The organism is Kitasatospora sp. NPDC018619, assembly GCF_044391605.1.
In the GTDB taxonomy this organism is placed as follows: Bacteria; Actinomycetota; Actinomycetes; order Streptomycetales; family Streptomycetaceae; genus Kitasatospora.
Genome location: NZ_JBISAI010000038.1, coordinates 1 through 13,987 on the forward strand (window position 1 = coordinate 1; position 13,987 = coordinate 13,987).

General features: G+C 72.4%; 10 protein-coding genes. 3 read left to right on the forward strand and 7 right to left on the reverse strand.

Features of this window, described 5'->3' with window-relative positions:
• The coding region (locus ACH5AR_RS33415) for a hypothetical protein (RefSeq protein ID WP_396305287.1) at positions 1–2,186 on the reverse strand (2,186 nt) is incomplete at its 3' end.
• Positions 2,187–3,852: 1,666 nt separating this feature from the next.
• Between ACH5AR_RS33415 and ACH5AR_RS33420 the strand changes: the two genes are divergently transcribed.
• Both ACH5AR_RS33420 and ACH5AR_RS33425 read left to right on the forward strand, forming a co-directional pair.
• On the forward strand, positions 3,853–4,317 hold the full coding sequence (locus ACH5AR_RS33420; RefSeq protein ID WP_396305288.1) for a hypothetical protein: 465 nt from the start codon (positions 3,853–3,855) through the stop codon (positions 4,315–4,317).
• A 214-nt stretch (positions 4,318–4,531) separates the two neighbouring features.
• A complete protein-coding gene (locus ACH5AR_RS33425) occupies positions 4,532–5,350 on the forward strand; it encodes an SAM-dependent methyltransferase (protein ID WP_396305289.1) in 819 nt (272 codons plus the stop codon).
• Positions 5,351–5,366: 16 nt separating this feature from the next.
• On the opposite strand, the gene ACH5AR_RS33430 is transcribed toward ACH5AR_RS33425, so the two are convergent.
• The 5 genes from ACH5AR_RS33430 to ACH5AR_RS33450 all read right to left on the reverse strand — a co-directional run bounded on the left by ACH5AR_RS33430 (position 5,367) and on the right by ACH5AR_RS33450 (position 11,166).
• Positions 5,367–6,314: a helix-turn-helix domain-containing protein gene (locus ACH5AR_RS33430; RefSeq protein ID WP_396305290.1), complete on the reverse strand. Its 948-nt coding sequence runs from the start codon at positions 6,312–6,314 to the stop codon at positions 5,367–5,369.
• 95 nt (positions 6,315–6,409) lie between these two features.
• Positions 6,410–6,655: a DUF397 domain-containing protein gene (locus ACH5AR_RS33435; protein ID WP_396305291.1), complete on the reverse strand. Its 246-nt coding sequence runs from the start codon at positions 6,653–6,655 to the stop codon at positions 6,410–6,412.
• Between the two features lie 370 nt (positions 6,656–7,025).
• Complete coding sequence (locus tag ACH5AR_RS33440; RefSeq protein WP_396305292.1) at positions 7,026–8,738, reverse strand: AMP-binding protein; 1,713 nt, start codon at positions 8,736–8,738, stop codon at positions 7,026–7,028.
• Entirely contained in the window at positions 8,735–9,589 is an 855-nt protein-coding gene (locus ACH5AR_RS33445; RefSeq protein WP_396305293.1) for a 2OG-Fe dioxygenase family protein, read from the reverse strand. The genes ACH5AR_RS33440 and ACH5AR_RS33445 overlap by 4 nt, the downstream gene beginning before the upstream one ends.
• Positions 9,590–9,609: 20 nt before the next feature.
• Complete coding sequence (locus ACH5AR_RS33450; RefSeq protein WP_396305294.1) at positions 9,610–11,166, reverse strand: NAD(P)/FAD-dependent oxidoreductase; 1,557 nt, start codon at positions 11,164–11,166, stop codon at positions 9,610–9,612.
• A 745-nt stretch (positions 11,167–11,911) separates the two neighbouring features.
• Here ACH5AR_RS33450 and ACH5AR_RS33455 point away from each other — a divergent pair.
• On the forward strand, positions 11,912–12,169 hold the full coding sequence (locus tag ACH5AR_RS33455; protein WP_396305295.1) for a hypothetical protein: 258 nt from the start codon (positions 11,912–11,914) through the stop codon (positions 12,167–12,169).
• A gap of 561 nt (positions 12,170–12,730) precedes the next feature.
• Here the strand turns inward: ACH5AR_RS33455 and ACH5AR_RS33460 are convergent.
• On the reverse strand, positions 12,731–13,648 hold the full coding sequence (locus tag ACH5AR_RS33460; RefSeq protein WP_396305296.1) for an NAD-dependent epimerase/dehydratase family protein: 918 nt from the start codon (positions 13,646–13,648) through the stop codon (positions 12,731–12,733).
• Positions 13,649–13,987: the final 339 nt, after the last annotated feature.

Sequence of the window (13,987 nt, forward strand, 5' to 3'; positions counted from 1 at the left end):
CGGCCGTCACCCCGGTACGGCAGGATGTCGATCGTGTCCGTGAACGCCTGCGGAGCCGGGTCGTAGGAACGCAGCGTCACCGTCCACGAACCCGAACCCCTGCCGTCACCCTTGAGGTTCGGGATGAACGGACTGTCGGCACTCTTGCCGATCGTGGTGTACCCGTTGGTCGCGACCGTCACCTGTGCCTTGGCCGGGATCGTGGTGATCCCGCCGTACGAGGCCGTGGCCTCGTTGGTCAGCGCCTGGCCCGCGGTCACCGAGCCGGAGGGCACCGCCTGGTAGGTCAGTGCGTGGTCGGCGTTGGTGGCCACCTTGTCGAGCGTCCAGGTCAGCACCTGGCGGCCCGACCCGTCCGTCGTGACCGCCGGTTCCGGAGAAGCGGAGCCCGGGACGTAGGTCACGCCGGCGGGGAGGGTGTCGACGATCCTGAAGCCGTCCACCGTCGCCGGGATCGCACCGGAGCCGTTCGCCGAGTACGTCAGCGTGTAGGTGGCGGGGGCACCCGGCGTGACGACGGCGCGGTCCACCGACTTCTCGATGGCGGGGGAGGCCGAGGTGATGCGGACCAGGTCCCGGAAGCCGGTCGTGCACGGGTAGCGCAGACCCGGGGTGTCCAGGATGCACCCCGTCCCGTTCCACCAGTTGTTCAGCGGAGCGTCCTGGATGCCGGAGAAGAAGCTCCACACGTCCGTGCCGGCCGGCACGTTCGGCTTGATCGTCTGGAAGACGTTCTGGTTGATGTTGGTGGCGCCGACCGCCTCCATCTGGCCCTGGGTCGCCGTGACCCGGACGGCCTTCACCTGCGTCTGGTCGGCGGGCACCGCCGTGGTCCAGCCCCCGCTCGTGCCGCAGTCGAACCCGTTCGGGTCGTAGCCGGCGTTGGCCGGGTCCAGATGGGCGTCGTTGCCGGTGTAGTACTCGACCACGGCGCCGTTGACGCCGCCGGCGGGGTTGGTCCACTTGAACCCGTTGAAGGTGACGTACTTGGTGTCGAGGGCCGAGCACAGCCCGACGAGGCGGTCGTCAGGGCGCTCGGTGTGCCTCTGCATGGCCGTGTCCATGTACTGCGCGATGTTCCTGCCCGCCGCCACCCGGTAGGTGTCGTCCCAGGTGGTGCCGCCGCTTCCGGTGTAGCTCCGCCCCCAGCCGGAGGAGTAGGTACCCGGGGTGGTCCAGGACTTGGACTCGGTGTTGTTCGACGGGTCGTCCTGCACCGTCAGCCCGGTGGTGGAGGTGTAGGTGGGGGCACTCGCCTTCAGCTCGGCGGAGCCGTCGACCGTGGTGAGCACGCGAACCCAGACGGAACCGGAGGCCAGCGCCACCTGATCGGTCGGCAGCTTGTCACCGGCGGAGTCGAGGGTCGGCGGGGAGGCCGGGTCGTAGTCGATCCCCGAGATCGTCAGCCGGAAGGTGTTCGGCCCCGTCTGCGTGATCTGGCAGTTGCCCACCGAGGGGGCTGTCTGGTTCGCCGGGTGGTTGCCCCCCGACCAGGGGTGACCGTTGGCCGGTGCGGCGATCGAGAACGGCGTGCAGCCCTGCGGCGCGAGCTGGACCCGGCCGCCCTGCTGCGAGGCGATCGTCAGGTCGTAGCTGATCGTCTGCGGGCCCGGGTCGCTGCGGCGCGCCTTGCTCAGCGTCCACTCGTAGTCGACCTCGAAGTAGCCGGCGCCCTGGCTGGAGTTGGCCGATCCGACCGCCCAGCGCATGTCCATGCCGAAGACGTTGGCGATGTTCAGCGCGGGGAGGGCGGCCTTCTGGCCGTTGATGGTCGCCTCGGCGCCGACCTGGCTGCCGGTCGGGCCGTCGGCCACCACGGGGGTCTGCAGGACCGCGGCGGTGCCCTGGGCATGCGTGCCGAGGTTGCAGGTCAGGGTCTTCTTGTCGGTCGAGAGCGAGGACGCCGGGGAGACCCCGGTCGTCAGGCACAGGCCCGGCAGCGCGTCGAACAGCCCGTTGGTCAGGGTGACGTTCAGCGTGACGTTGTCCACCAACTCGTTCGCCGGTGCCTGGGCGTCGTCGTTGACGTTCACCCGCCACTCGGCGGTGACCACGTCACCGGAGGCGAGTGTGGTGGGCGTGTTCGGAACCCACCGGCCGTCGACCTGGAAGACCGTCGCCGCCCATGACACGGCGGCCAGGCTGAGCATGGTCAGCACCAGCGCGAGGACCAGCGCCAGGGACATTCCCCGGCGCGCCAGGGGCCCGGATATCAGCGACGGTGGCGATCCCGTACTCCGGGATGTGGCCCAGGCGGCCGGGGGCCGCCCTCTCAACCAGTCCATGCAGACCCACCTTTCGGGAACAGTGCGAACGAGTGCCCGGAAAAGCCCCATGGGTGTAAAAGGCTCATAAATCGGGCACTAGTGCTAGATTCCACACTCATTCCTGACATGTGGTCAAGTACTTCCCCGCATGTCGCGCGCCGTCAGCTCCCGGACGTGCCGGAAAGGCGCCCTCCGGACCGGCTGCTCGGCCTGCTGAGCCACCAGCGTCGACATGCCGCCCGGCTGACACGCGCAGGTGCCCGCCCGTCGGTCGGGCACCTGCCGCGACCACGGGACAGGTGTCCGCGGACCGGTCCCCGGTCCACGCGCGCCCGTTGACCGGTCCCGGCGCTCGGGGGCCCGGGAGGCCCGGCCGAAGCCACGTCGGCCGGGAGGCGGCCCCGCCCGCCTGAGAAGGTGCCGGGTAACCGGTTGATCACTCGTTCCGGCTCCCGAGCCTCGGCGCAGCGGGCCCTGTCGGGTATCGCCCCCGGCCGGAAGGCAACCGGAGGCAACGGGCGGCACCCCGAAGCAGCGCGTGACCGCCGGCGCGAGGGCCCGGCGGTACGCCGGGGGTGGCCTGCCGACCGGGGCCGAGGGCGCCCTTCGCGCCGCCGACGGCCTGCGCGGCACTCGTCTTCCGATGGCCTGCCACCATCTGCGCGACGCGGCCGACGCTGTGGACGACGCGCCGCGCCTGCCCGGCCGGGCAGGGTTCACCGGCCGCCTTGCCGGTCCCGCCGGGTCGCCCCTGGCCGCAGGCGCCCGGCCCCGCCGCAGGGCGGGACCGGGCCGGGGTGCCGGGCGCCTGGCCGTCGTTCCGGATGGGCACCGGCTACCGTGGGCGGCTGACGGCACGGGCCGGCCGCCGGGACGTCAGACAGGCAGCTCGCCGTCCGCGAACTTCTGCGGTTCCCCCGGGACCTTTCCTGTGCTCGGGCGCCGTGCCGCCCCTGCGGCGATCAGTGCGGGGGCACAGCGGGCAGCGTCCACCACGGCAGGCCGACCCGCCCAGCGCGGGCGCCGCGGGCACGGAGCCGGCGGACTTGCGTTCGAGCTGTTGTGCCCTGGCGCGCGGAAATTGCGGGGTTCGGCCTCAAATGCCGTACGGGCTGAAAGTGCCGGTAGGTTGATGTTCATGCCGGTCCACCGGAACGGCCCCGGGCGCGGTCGCCCCACCGCGCCCGGGGTTCGTGCACGGAACCGAGCGAGTGCAAAGAGACGAAGACATGCTTGCCCGACTCCGTGGGGTGCGGCAGCGCATTCTGCCGTACACCGATCCCTCCCAAGCTAGCAGTGATTTTCCGTGCGGTGGGCCATGCCCTCATACGAGGTAATCGCCATCGTCGGATGTTTGAGCGGCCTGCTCGCGGTTCCGCGCATCGCGTGGGTGGCGCCGGGCGCCGGGCCGATCGCCGCTTCGCGGACGGCGCTGCTCCTGTGCTTGCTCCGCGTCACCAGGGAGGTGGTGCTCCGGGGTCGGCGAGTGCGGACGATCCGACGTCGGCAGGGCGGCCTCTTCCCCCGGGGAGGGCCGCCCCGTCCGTCGCTGCGGTGTGGGAGTCGAGGAACGACAGGAGGGCGCATGCGCTCGCACTTACCAGGCCGAACCCCGGGCGCTGTTCCGCGACCGGGGGCCGGGTACGGCAGTTCTCGGGCGCGCAGCGGCTTCGAGGGGTTCGTCGAGCTGTACCGGTTGCCGTACGGGAGGTACGCGCGGGCGCGGCTGGACGACGTGGCGGCTGCGGCGGAGGCCGTGGCGTGGACGTTCGGCTGCGTCGAGGCCGACTGGGACGCGGTGATGGGGTGCCCCGAACCGTCCGCCGTCTGCTGGGCTCTGCTGAGGGACGCCGTTGCACGGTGCGGCGCACCGGGGCGGCCGTCGGCGGACTGGCTGCACACCGTTCTGCCGGCCTCCCGCGCCGACGTGGTCCTCCTGCGGTACAGGCTGGGGTTCGATCCGTCGACGGCCGCCCGGCTGATGGGGGTCAGTGAAGGGGTCGCGGAAGTGGAACTGCGTGCTGCACTTCGAATCCTTGCGCGCGCATGACACTCATTGTCGATGTTCTGCACACCGGTTGAGCGGAGCCTGGCGACGCAAGGTGGCGCGCGACCTGCGTAGATCCGCTCCCGTTCGCCACGGCGCGCTACCGGCGCTTCGGCCGCCTGGTCGTCGTCGTGGTGAAACCGTCTGCGCATGCCTACGATGAGACCCCTACTTCCCGGGGAGAACCCCGGGTTGATCCGGCCACGGAAGGGGCACCGTGGGCACCGAGGGTTGGCGAGAGCGTGCCATTGACACCTCTGTTCCGAGCGCAGCGCGCATGTACGACTTCCTGCTCGGCGGCGAGATGAATTTCGAAGCGGACCGGAAGGCCTGCGAAGACCTCCTGGAGATCGCTCCCAGCAGCCGCGAACTGGCATTGAACAACCGGTGGTTCCTGGAGAGAGTCGTCCGGTTCCTCGCGAGGGAATGTGGGGTCACCCAGTTCCTCGATCACGGTTCGGGCCTGCCGACGAGGCCCAACGTGCACCAGGTGGCCCAGGAGGTCCACCAGGACGCCCGCGTCGCCTACATAGACATCGACCCGATCGTGATCGCGCACGGCCGTACGTCGCTGGACGTGAACAACGGCACCAGGTTCATCGAGGCGAGCATGACCGACACCTCGCGGATCGTGGAGGAGGCGTCCAAAGGCGGGTTCATCGACTTCAGCCGGCCTGTGGCCGCCCTGTGGGTGTCCGTCATCCACTGCCTGAAGGACGCCGAGGAGCCGGCCGCCATGATCGAGCGTATGCGGGAGCACCTCGCGCGCGGAAGCTACCTGGTGATCTGCCAGCTGGTCAGCGATGACGAGCGGGTCCGGCGGGAGGTCACCGAGCTGATGGCCCGTGGGACGGGCGGGAACTGGGGGCGCGTGCGCGAGAAGCGCGACGTGCGCCGCTACTTCGACGGACTGACCGTCCTCGACCCGTACCTCGTGGACGTCACCCGCTGGCGGCCGGATTCCGACCTTCGCCGGCGTCAGGCTCAGCGCACCCACGAATGGATCGAGTTCGGCGGGGTCGCCCGCGTTGTCTGACGGGGAGGTGGGCCCGTCAGCGGGCGAAGCGCTGCCGGGCCTCCTTCAGCATCTCCAGGCTGTCGTCCCGGCTGGCGGTCTCCTTCAGGAGCATCGTCAGGGTGGTGTTGTGGCGGTCGAACGACGGCGCGCCCTTCTCCTCCGGCTCGACGTCCTTGACGAAGTACTTGCCGGTGTCGCCGACCTCCAGGTAGATCACCGAGGGGAGGCCGGTGGCCTCCTTGCCGAAGTCGAGCAGGGTCATGGAGCAGCCGCCCCACAGAACCTGCTTGCCGTCGAGCGGGAGGATGCGGATCCGGATCCTCGGATCCGCCGAGACGTCGATCAGGTGGTCGACCTGCTCGACCATGGTCTCCCGGCTGCCGATGCGGCGGTGCAGCATACTCTCGTCGAGGACGAAGATGCACTCCGGGGGATCGGCGAAGACCGTGGTCTGCCGGTAGAGGCGCAGCTTCACCCGCTGCTCGATCTCGTCTGCGTCGAGGGGCGGCTGGCAGCTGGCCATGACGGCCCTCATGTACGCCTCGGTCTGCAGGAGGCCGGAGATGAGGTCGGCCTCGAACGTCCACAGCCTGACGGCCGCCGGCTCGAGGCCGACCAGCTGCTCCATGAAGGGGGGAGCGACGAGGCCCGCCTGCTGCCACGCCTGCGGGTGGTTGGCCTGCTTGGCGAGCATGACCAGCCACGCCCGGTGCGCGGGGGGAAGGTCGTAGAAGTCGGCGAGGATCTCCGCGTCACGGGGCTGCGGTAGGGCGGTTCCGCGTTCGATTTTGCACAGCTTCGAGGGCGACATGTTGGTTCCGGCGGCGACGGCAGTCTGTTTCAGTTTGCTGCTCAGGCGCAGCGTGCGGAGCGCGGCCCTGAGGACCACGGCCGCCGCGGTGGGGTTCTTCTCCAGATCGGCGGCCGGGCGGCCTTTCGGGACACCCTTCTTGAATGCCTCGGAAGCGTCGAAAACGGACACACGGGCCCCAGTGTGAGAGAGACCGGATGGTAAACGGTCTCATGGTCTCATAAATCGGGGACCGCGTGTCCGCTGTCGATATTCTCGGTGTAATGCTAGCCGGTGATCAGGTGGTCGAATTCACCGGCCTTGGCACCCGCCAGGTGCGCGGCCCATTCGGCCTGGGTGAACAGCAGTGCGGGGCCTTCCTTGTGGCGCGAGTTCCGGACCGCCACGTCCCCCTCCGCCGTCGGTGCGACCTCCACGCACTGGCCGTTCGGTGCGCTCGCGCTGCTCTTGATCCAGACCGTGTCCAGCTGGGTGGCCGGCATCCCGTTCCAGTGGTTCGTCACGGTGATCATCCCCTCTCGTGTTCGATTCTCCAGGTGGCCCGAAAAATATGACTGGCCACCTGTTCGCGCAGGTGGTCGCCTCGGGAAATTTCTTGGGGAAATTTCCTGGGATCCGGCAATGAAGCCTAGCCCTCGCTATTCGAACGATGTGCCCGCCAAATGGGTGAAGGGATTACTATGCTGATATCACTGCAATCCCTTACTGCCTCCGGTTCGAGAGCAACCGGCGGGGACTTCCGGCGGACCCGCGAGCGGTGGGCCGGAACAGGCGCAGCACGGTCCCGGGGCCGCCCGACGCCGGTGCAGGCCGATGCCTTCGAGCTTCACGACGTCGGGACCAGGCACCTACTGGCCGGTGCCCGGGTCGAAGGCCGGCGGGTCACGGCGCTGCCGCCGGCCCGGTGGTCTTGCCGGGCGGTGTACCGGTGCCGGTGGGACCGGGTGTGCCGGGCAGGTCCTGCTCGCCGGTCAGCCAGGCCCGTAGGACGTTCTTGCGGACCTTGCCGAGTTCGTTGCGCGGGAAGCGGTGGACGGTCTCGATGCGGGTGGGCCAGTACCAGTCGGTCATGCCGCGTCCGGCCAGCCAGGTGTGCAGGTCGTCCAGGGAGGGGGAGGGCCCGTCGGCGGGGACGATGACGGCGCAGGGCAGGTCGCCGTGTTCGGCGGGGTAGCCGACGAGGACGACGTCGGTGATGGCGGGGTGCTCGCGCAGCTCCGCCTCGACGTCCAGGACGGGGATCATCAGCTGGGTGCTGCCCGAGATCCGGTCGGCGGCCCGGCCCGCGTACACGAGGCCGCCCTCGCCGTCCGGGCGCAGTAGGTCCCCGGTGGCGTACCAGCCGTCGGTGTCGGCGGCGCGCCACAGCAGGCGGCCGGTGTCGCGGTCGAAGGTGCCCAGGCAGGTGGAGGGGCCGCGCAGGTCGACCGGTGAGGGCTGGTCGTGGCCCGGGGCCGGCTCCATGCGCAGTTCGATACCGGGCAGAGGGCTGCCGACGCTGCGGCTGGCGCGTTCGGGCGGGTCGGCGGGCCCGGTGGCGGTCATGGCGCCGGCCTCGGTGGATCCCAGGCAGTTGACGACGCCTCTGCTCAGCGTCTCGCGCAGGAGCGCGACCAGGTCGCGCGAGGGCGTCGCGGCCATCGCGGCCACCGCCTCCCAGTCGGGCAGGTCCCGCGGGCGGCGTCGCTGTTCGAGGGCGAGGGACTCCAGCATGGCCGGAGGCGCGATCAGGGCCCCGGTCCGGTAGGTGCTGAACAGGTCGAGCCAGCGGCCGTCGTCCCACTCGTCGCAGTAGAGCGCGCAGGCCCGGTGGACGAGCGGGCGCAGGACACCGTTGCGCAGGCCGGCGCCGTGGCTGAGCGGAGTGAGCACGGGGAACGGCCGGCCCGGCGCCGGCGGTGGGACGACCAGCGGGCGTCGGGCCGCGGCGTGCAGAGTGTTCAGGCTGTGCACCACGGCGGTGGCACTGCCGGTGGTGCCGGAGGAGAACAGCACCGTCGCGGCCTCGTCGGGCCCCAGGGCGGCGTCCCGGGGCGCGGTCGGCGGGGCGTTGCGCAGCGAGGCGTCGAAGTCGAGCGCGCCGGTGGCGGCCGCGTCCCCGACGACCACGCGGTGGCGCAGGGTCGGCAGGCCCCCGGCCAGCCGGGCGAGGGCGTCGGTGTGCTCCCGGCCCGGGACGCGGTCGGCGGTGACCAGGACCACCGCCCGGGTGGAGGCGAGCATCCGGCCGATCTCACGCCAGCCGAAACGAAGCGAGATCGGCATGGTCACGGCGCCGGCCCGCCAGCAGGCGAGCGTGAGCGCGGCCGTCTCCCACCAGTCGGGCAACTGGAAGGCCACCACCTCGCCGGGCCGTACCCCCAGCGCGTGCAGGCCGCCCGCGAACGACTCCACCCGCTCGGCCAGTTCGGCGAAGGTCAGGGTGATCGCTTGTTCCCGGTCGGCCCGCCGGCTGACGATCACGCGCCGGTCGGGTGTCCGCGCGGCGGCGTCGCTCAGGTCGTCCAGGAAGGTCTCCTCACGCCACCACCCCTGCTCCCGGTAGCGGGCGGCCGCCTCGGGCAGCGGCCGCAACTGCTCGAACAGGTCGGTCATGACGGCCGGCTCCCCGTGAGTCGCGGTGATCCTGGCCCACCCTTCGCGCCGCGTCCGCCGTGGGCGCCGCCCGTGCCGCCGTCCGGCGGCCGCAGCCGGCGCCCCATCGGGGTGAAGCCGACGATCAGGACGGCCCGCTCGCCGGCCGCCTCCCCGGCGCCCTTCCTGAGGGGCGCCACGTAGTGGGTGACCATGCTGTCGACGATGCCGTAGGCCTCCAGCGGGCGGGTGAGCGTGAAGTCGCCCAGGCGCGAACCCTCGGGGAGGGCCTCCGGGCGCCGGCCCCGCAGCTGCGGCTCGGAGATGACGTTGTTCCCGCCCTCCGCGTTCTCCCGGTACACGAGATGGCAGAACACGAAGGCGTTGCCGTCCTGGTGGAGTGCGTTCGGGGAGCTGACGGCCTCGTCCCCGGGGTGGTCGACCGACTGCTTGATGAGGTGCAGTCCGACGTGCAGGGGCCAGGCGGAGTCCCTGGCGTCCCACCTGGTCCGGCGGAAGTCGAAGTCGACGATCCGGCGCAGGAGCCCGAGGTCCAGCACGTCGGCGGCGACCGCGGGGAAGGCCCGCAGGTCGGCGAACTCCGGGTTGTTGTCGCCCTGGGTGAAGTGGTGCACCGGCCGGCCGTCCTCGTCGGTCGCGGGCGGGACCCAGGTGAGCTGCCCCGACCACGGGAACAGGATGCCGCGGGCGTAGCGCCGGTAGCGGCCGGAGTCCGGCGCGTACGGATCGGCCGGGAGGCCCGCGCACTCCCGCACGAGGGCCTCGTAGTCGCCGCCCACGGCCGGGAGGCCCCCGAAGTGCCGGGCGAGGTCGTACCGTTCGAAACCCTCCTGGAACAGGGCTGTCTCCATGCCGTGGCCTCCCTCCGGGCTCACCGGGCGGGCGCGGACGGGCCGGCGTGGGCGTTCTGCGCGGGCCGGACCGGCCCGTCGGCGGCCGCGGGGGCGCGGCCGTTGCCCGCCCTCGTGCCTCCGTGCCACGCCCGGGCCGCCCGCAGGTAGGGGAGGAACAGGGCGAAGCCGTCGTCCGGCTCGTTCCTCAGCGCGTTGAGGACCTCGGGGAGCAGGGCGATGTCCTCGCCCAGGCGCTCGACGAGGTCCTCGGCGGTCCGCCGGTAAAGGCGCGGCAGCGCTTCGTGGTCGACGCAGTAGGGGAGCTGCACGCCGAGCATGACGGCGGTGTCGGTCTCGTGGTCGACGAAGTCGTCGATCGAGCCGGCCACGGTCGTCCGTTCGATCGGCGCCCGCTCCGCCGCGAAGTGCTCGAAGTCGGGGTCGCTCACCGCGGTGCCGAGCACGACGTCGGCGATGTGGCGGGCGATCACCGGCGAGCTGTGGAAGCCGTCCCGGTAGATGCCGGTGGCGAAGACCAGCCCCTCGCACGTCGAGACCCGGCCCATGAGCGGCAGCCCGTCCAGGGCCACCGGCCGCCGACCGACCAGCCACCGGCTGACGTGCGAGGTGCCGATCCGGTGGTCGAGCTGCTCGCAGGCGTTGCGCAGCAGGTTGAACGACACGCCGACGCCGGGCCCCTGCGGCGGGCGGAAGGAGAGGATGTTCGTCGCGCCGATGTACTCGCGGCCCCGCTCGGGCATCGGCACCAGGTGGAGTCCGCACGCTCCGGCCTGGTTCGGGGTGCGCACCACCTGGTCGAACCCCTGTGGCGCGGTGGCGGAGCGCAGCGTCTGCACCGCCAGGCCTGTGCCGTGCAGCATCGGCGGCACCGAGCCGAGCGGCAGCTGCTCGATGAAGCGCTGGGTCAGGCTGCCGGCCGCCACCACCACGGTGGGGGCCGAGAGCCTCGCGCCGCCGGACAGGCGCACGCCCGCCACGCGACCGCCCGTGATGACGAGTTCCTCCACGGTCGCGGGGACGATGCCGACGCCGTGCGACTCCACCGCGCTCTCCAGCAGGGCCAGGACCTCGCGCGCGTCGATCGACCCCTCCCGCAGGCGCAGGGCGCGCACCGGCCGCGCGTTCACCTCGGGGCTGAGCCCCTCGATGTCCGCGGGGGCCACCTCCTCGAACGGCTCCTCGTGCGCGGCCAGCGCGGCCCTGATGGCGTGGAAACTGGCGATGCTCTGGTCCGCGGCCTTCGCCCCGAGGACGACGAACGTGCCGTCCCGCAGCCGGGGCTTCGTCCCGCCGGCGGCGTCGTGGACCTTGTCCAGCCAGGCCGGCCACGCGTCCAGAGCCGCCCGGCCCACCGCGAACTTCGCGGCGGACGCCGGGTGGGCGAGCGTCGAACCCGTCACCTCCGCGAAGCAGTTCAGCATGGCCCCCGCCGCCGCGGACGCCGCCCCGTCACGGGCGGGGGGACCGATCACCGCGATCCGCAGGTCACGCGAGCGCTGGGAGAGTTCGAAGGCGACGGAAAGGCCGATGATGCCGTTCCCGACCACCAGGACATCGCACTGCCCGGATTCCATGGCCGGCTCCCTCCGGAGACACGCGGTCGGGGGTGCACCCGGACAAGGCCGAGCCTGCCTGGGCTCGCGCGGCGCACCGTGCTCCCGTCCCGTCACCAACATGGCGCGCGTCCGCTCCGCCCGCACCCGGGCCGCCGGGCCTTCGGCCGGAAGTCGGCGGAAGGGGCCGGGCCCGTGGCCTCGGCGGGGCCTCGGCGGGGCTTCGGCGGGCCGCCGGAGACTAGCCCGTCCGGGTGACGTACCGGCGGCGGCACCGCACCTGCCCGGGCACACCCGTGCAAGCGGCCACCTGTCGGGTCGAAGGCCACGATGTCGATTCCGGGCGTCACCCCAGGGCCGGCTCCGCGTCCGCCGGCCGCCGTCGTGCTGCGGGGCGCCGTCGCTGGGGGCCCGGCTCCTCTCCCGGCCTCGGTGTTGCTGCGCCGTCGCCGTCCCGCCGCCGGTCTGCCGCCGCCTGGTTTCTGTCCGGCTCGGTGCCGGCCCCGCCGTCGGGTTCGGCCGCCCTCGCCTTCCGGCCGTCGCTGCTGCCGCCGGCACTGCCGGTGCTGTCGTCCCTCCTGGCGTGCGCGTCGGACGGGCCCCGAGATGAACCGTGCGGGTGAAGGCTTCCCCGCGGGGCGCGGGTGCTGCGCCTGTCTCGTTGCGGCTGCCGGTCCGTTCCCGAAGAGTTGGGGGGCCGGGGGCTCTCCCGCGTCATCGGGTCGTCACCGGACTCCACGAAAGCCGACGTCGAAAGGTTGGACCGATGGCCCCGCACATCGACAGCATCACCGGCCCCCACGGATCGGACGGTGCCGGGTACGTCACGCTCAGAGGGGACCTGGGCGCCGCCACCCGGGTGCTCTGGGGGGACACCGAGATCGGGTACGAGGAATGGGACCAGGAGGACTACGGGAACTACACGGACCTCGACATCAAGCTTCCCGATGGCTCGGGAACCGTGAAGGTCGTCGCCTTCGCGGACGACGAGAAGAGCAACGAGGTCGAGTACACCTACGAATGACCGTCGAGGCCTGGCCGGCGTCCCTGGCGGGCGACACCGGCCCGGCCCTCTCCCGGCGACGCCGCCACCCCCGTCGGCGGCCCCGCACGCCGGTGCCTGCGGCTTCCTCGGCAAGGACGTCGAGCCGCCCGCCGTCCTCGACGCCGTGCGCCGCGCGGCGGCCGGGGGCAGCCCCTACAGCCCGACGGTGCCGCGCCGCCTGGTGGAACGGGCCGCCCCGCCTGGAACGGCGCCTCGGGCGGCCGGCCCGCCCCGGCCGCCGCGTTCACCGACCGGGAGCGGGAGGTGCTGCGGCTGATCGCGGGCCGGGCTGCCCAACAGCGGGACCGCCGCCTCCCTGCACCTCGGCCCGGCCGCGGTGAAGACGCACGTGTCGAACCTGACTCCCCGCCTCGTGCCCGGAGGGACGGCTCCGGCAGGTGCGGGGCCCGCTCCCGTGCGCGGGGTGACGGTGCCCGGGAACCGGCCGGGCTGCGGGATGTCCTCGCCGGCGGTCGGGGTGCGGTTGTCGGGGTGCGGTTGTCGGGGCCGGTGGGAAGACGGGCGGGCGGGCAGCGCGGCTCAGGCGAGGATCTCGGTGATGCCCTCCTGGTAGGAGGTGACGGGGAAGTCGGGGAAGCGGGCCGTGAACTTCGAGGTGTCGAAGACGTTGTCGCCGCGGTAGCGCGGCAGGAGCTCCCGGACCTCCCCGAGCGGCCCGACGAAGCGGCCGCCGACGGTGAAAGCGGCCAGGGGGAGGACGGTGTAGCGGATCCGGCGGCCGGTGACCCCTTCCGCGACCCGGACGATGTCGGCGTAGGTGAGGAGGCGCCGGTCGACGGGCAGGTGCCAGGTCTGGCCGTAGGCGTCCGGGGTGTTGCCGATCAGGGCCATGGCGCGGCCGGCGTCCGGCGTCCAGATGAGGGAGCGGCGGGTCTTCGCGCTGACGGGGACGAACGGCCTCTTGCCCGCCTTGATCCGGTCGAAGACGAGCGAGTTGGTCAGGCTCTTGGTCTTTCCCGGGCCGTAGAACTCCGGTGCCCGGCAGATGACGGCCTCCACCGTCCCCGCGCTCATCGCGTCCAGCAGCGCCGTCGCGATCCGCGCGCGCACCCGCCCCTTGCGGCCGTTGGGCGCGAAGGCGGTCGACTCGGTCTGCGGGGCGGTCGTGCCGGGGTACATGTACGTGTTGTCGAAGAACACCAGCTTGGTGCCGTGTGCGGCGCAGGCGTCGATGACGTTGCGCATCATGACGGGGAACTGCCGCTCCCACAGGCCGGAGTCCATGGGCAGGCCCACGGTGAGGTAGGCGACCTGGCTGCCGTCCACGGCCCGGCTGGTGGCCTTCGGGTCCGTCAGGTCGGCCCTGACGAGCTGGTCCGTGTCGTGGATCTTCTCGGGGTTGCGGCTGACCAGCCGGATGTCGTGGGTGAAGCCGCGGTACAGCTCCCGGGTGAGTTCCTCGCCGATCGGCCCGCTGGCGCCCAGAACCGTGTGCATGGGATGCGTCGCTCCCTCGTGCCGGCCGGTGTCCGTGCCCACCGGGCCCGGACACCGACTGCTGCCGGGTTCATCCTGGCCGCAGTCGCGGGCGTCCGCATCGCGGGTCGAGCCGCGCCGCAGGCCGGAGCCCTCCACGGTGGCGGGACCGCGACGCGCGGGTACGGGCCCCGGCCACCCGCGCGCGGTCCCGGTGGCGCCCCGGGAGCCGTGCCGTGCGGGGGGGGGGGGCGGCGGGGGGGGGGCCCCCCCCCCCCGGGCCGCCCGGGGGGGGGCGGGGGGGGGGGGCCCCGCCCCCCACCCGCGGGGGGGGCCCCCCCCCCCCCCCCCCGCCCGGAG

Bases quoted from the DNA above. Each gene is read 5' to 3' on its own strand.
- ACH5AR_RS33420 (WP_396305288.1), top strand. From the start codon at position 3,853: ATGCGCTCGCACTTACCAGGCCGAACCCCGGGCGCTGTTCCGCGACCG.
- ACH5AR_RS33440 (WP_396305292.1), bottom strand. From the start codon at position 8,738: ATGACCGACCTGTTCGAGCAGTTGCGGCCGCTGCCCGAGGCGGCCGCC.
- ACH5AR_RS33455 (WP_396305295.1), top strand. From the start codon at position 11,912: ATGGCCCCGCACATCGACAGCATCACCGGCCCCCACGGATCGGACGGT.
- ACH5AR_RS33460 (WP_396305296.1), bottom strand. From the start codon at position 13,648: ATGCACACGGTTCTGGGCGCCAGCGGGCCGATCGGCGAGGAACTCACC.
- ACH5AR_RS33445 (WP_396305293.1), bottom strand. From the start codon at position 9,589: ATGGAGACAGCCCTGTTCCAGGAGGGTTTCGAACGGTACGACCTCGCC.
- ACH5AR_RS33435 (WP_396305291.1), bottom strand. From the start codon at position 6,655: ATGATCACCGTGACGAACCACTGGAACGGGATGCCGGCCACCCAGCTG.
- ACH5AR_RS33450 (WP_396305294.1), bottom strand. From the start codon at position 11,166: ATGGAATCCGGGCAGTGCGATGTCCTGGTGGTCGGGAACGGCATCATC.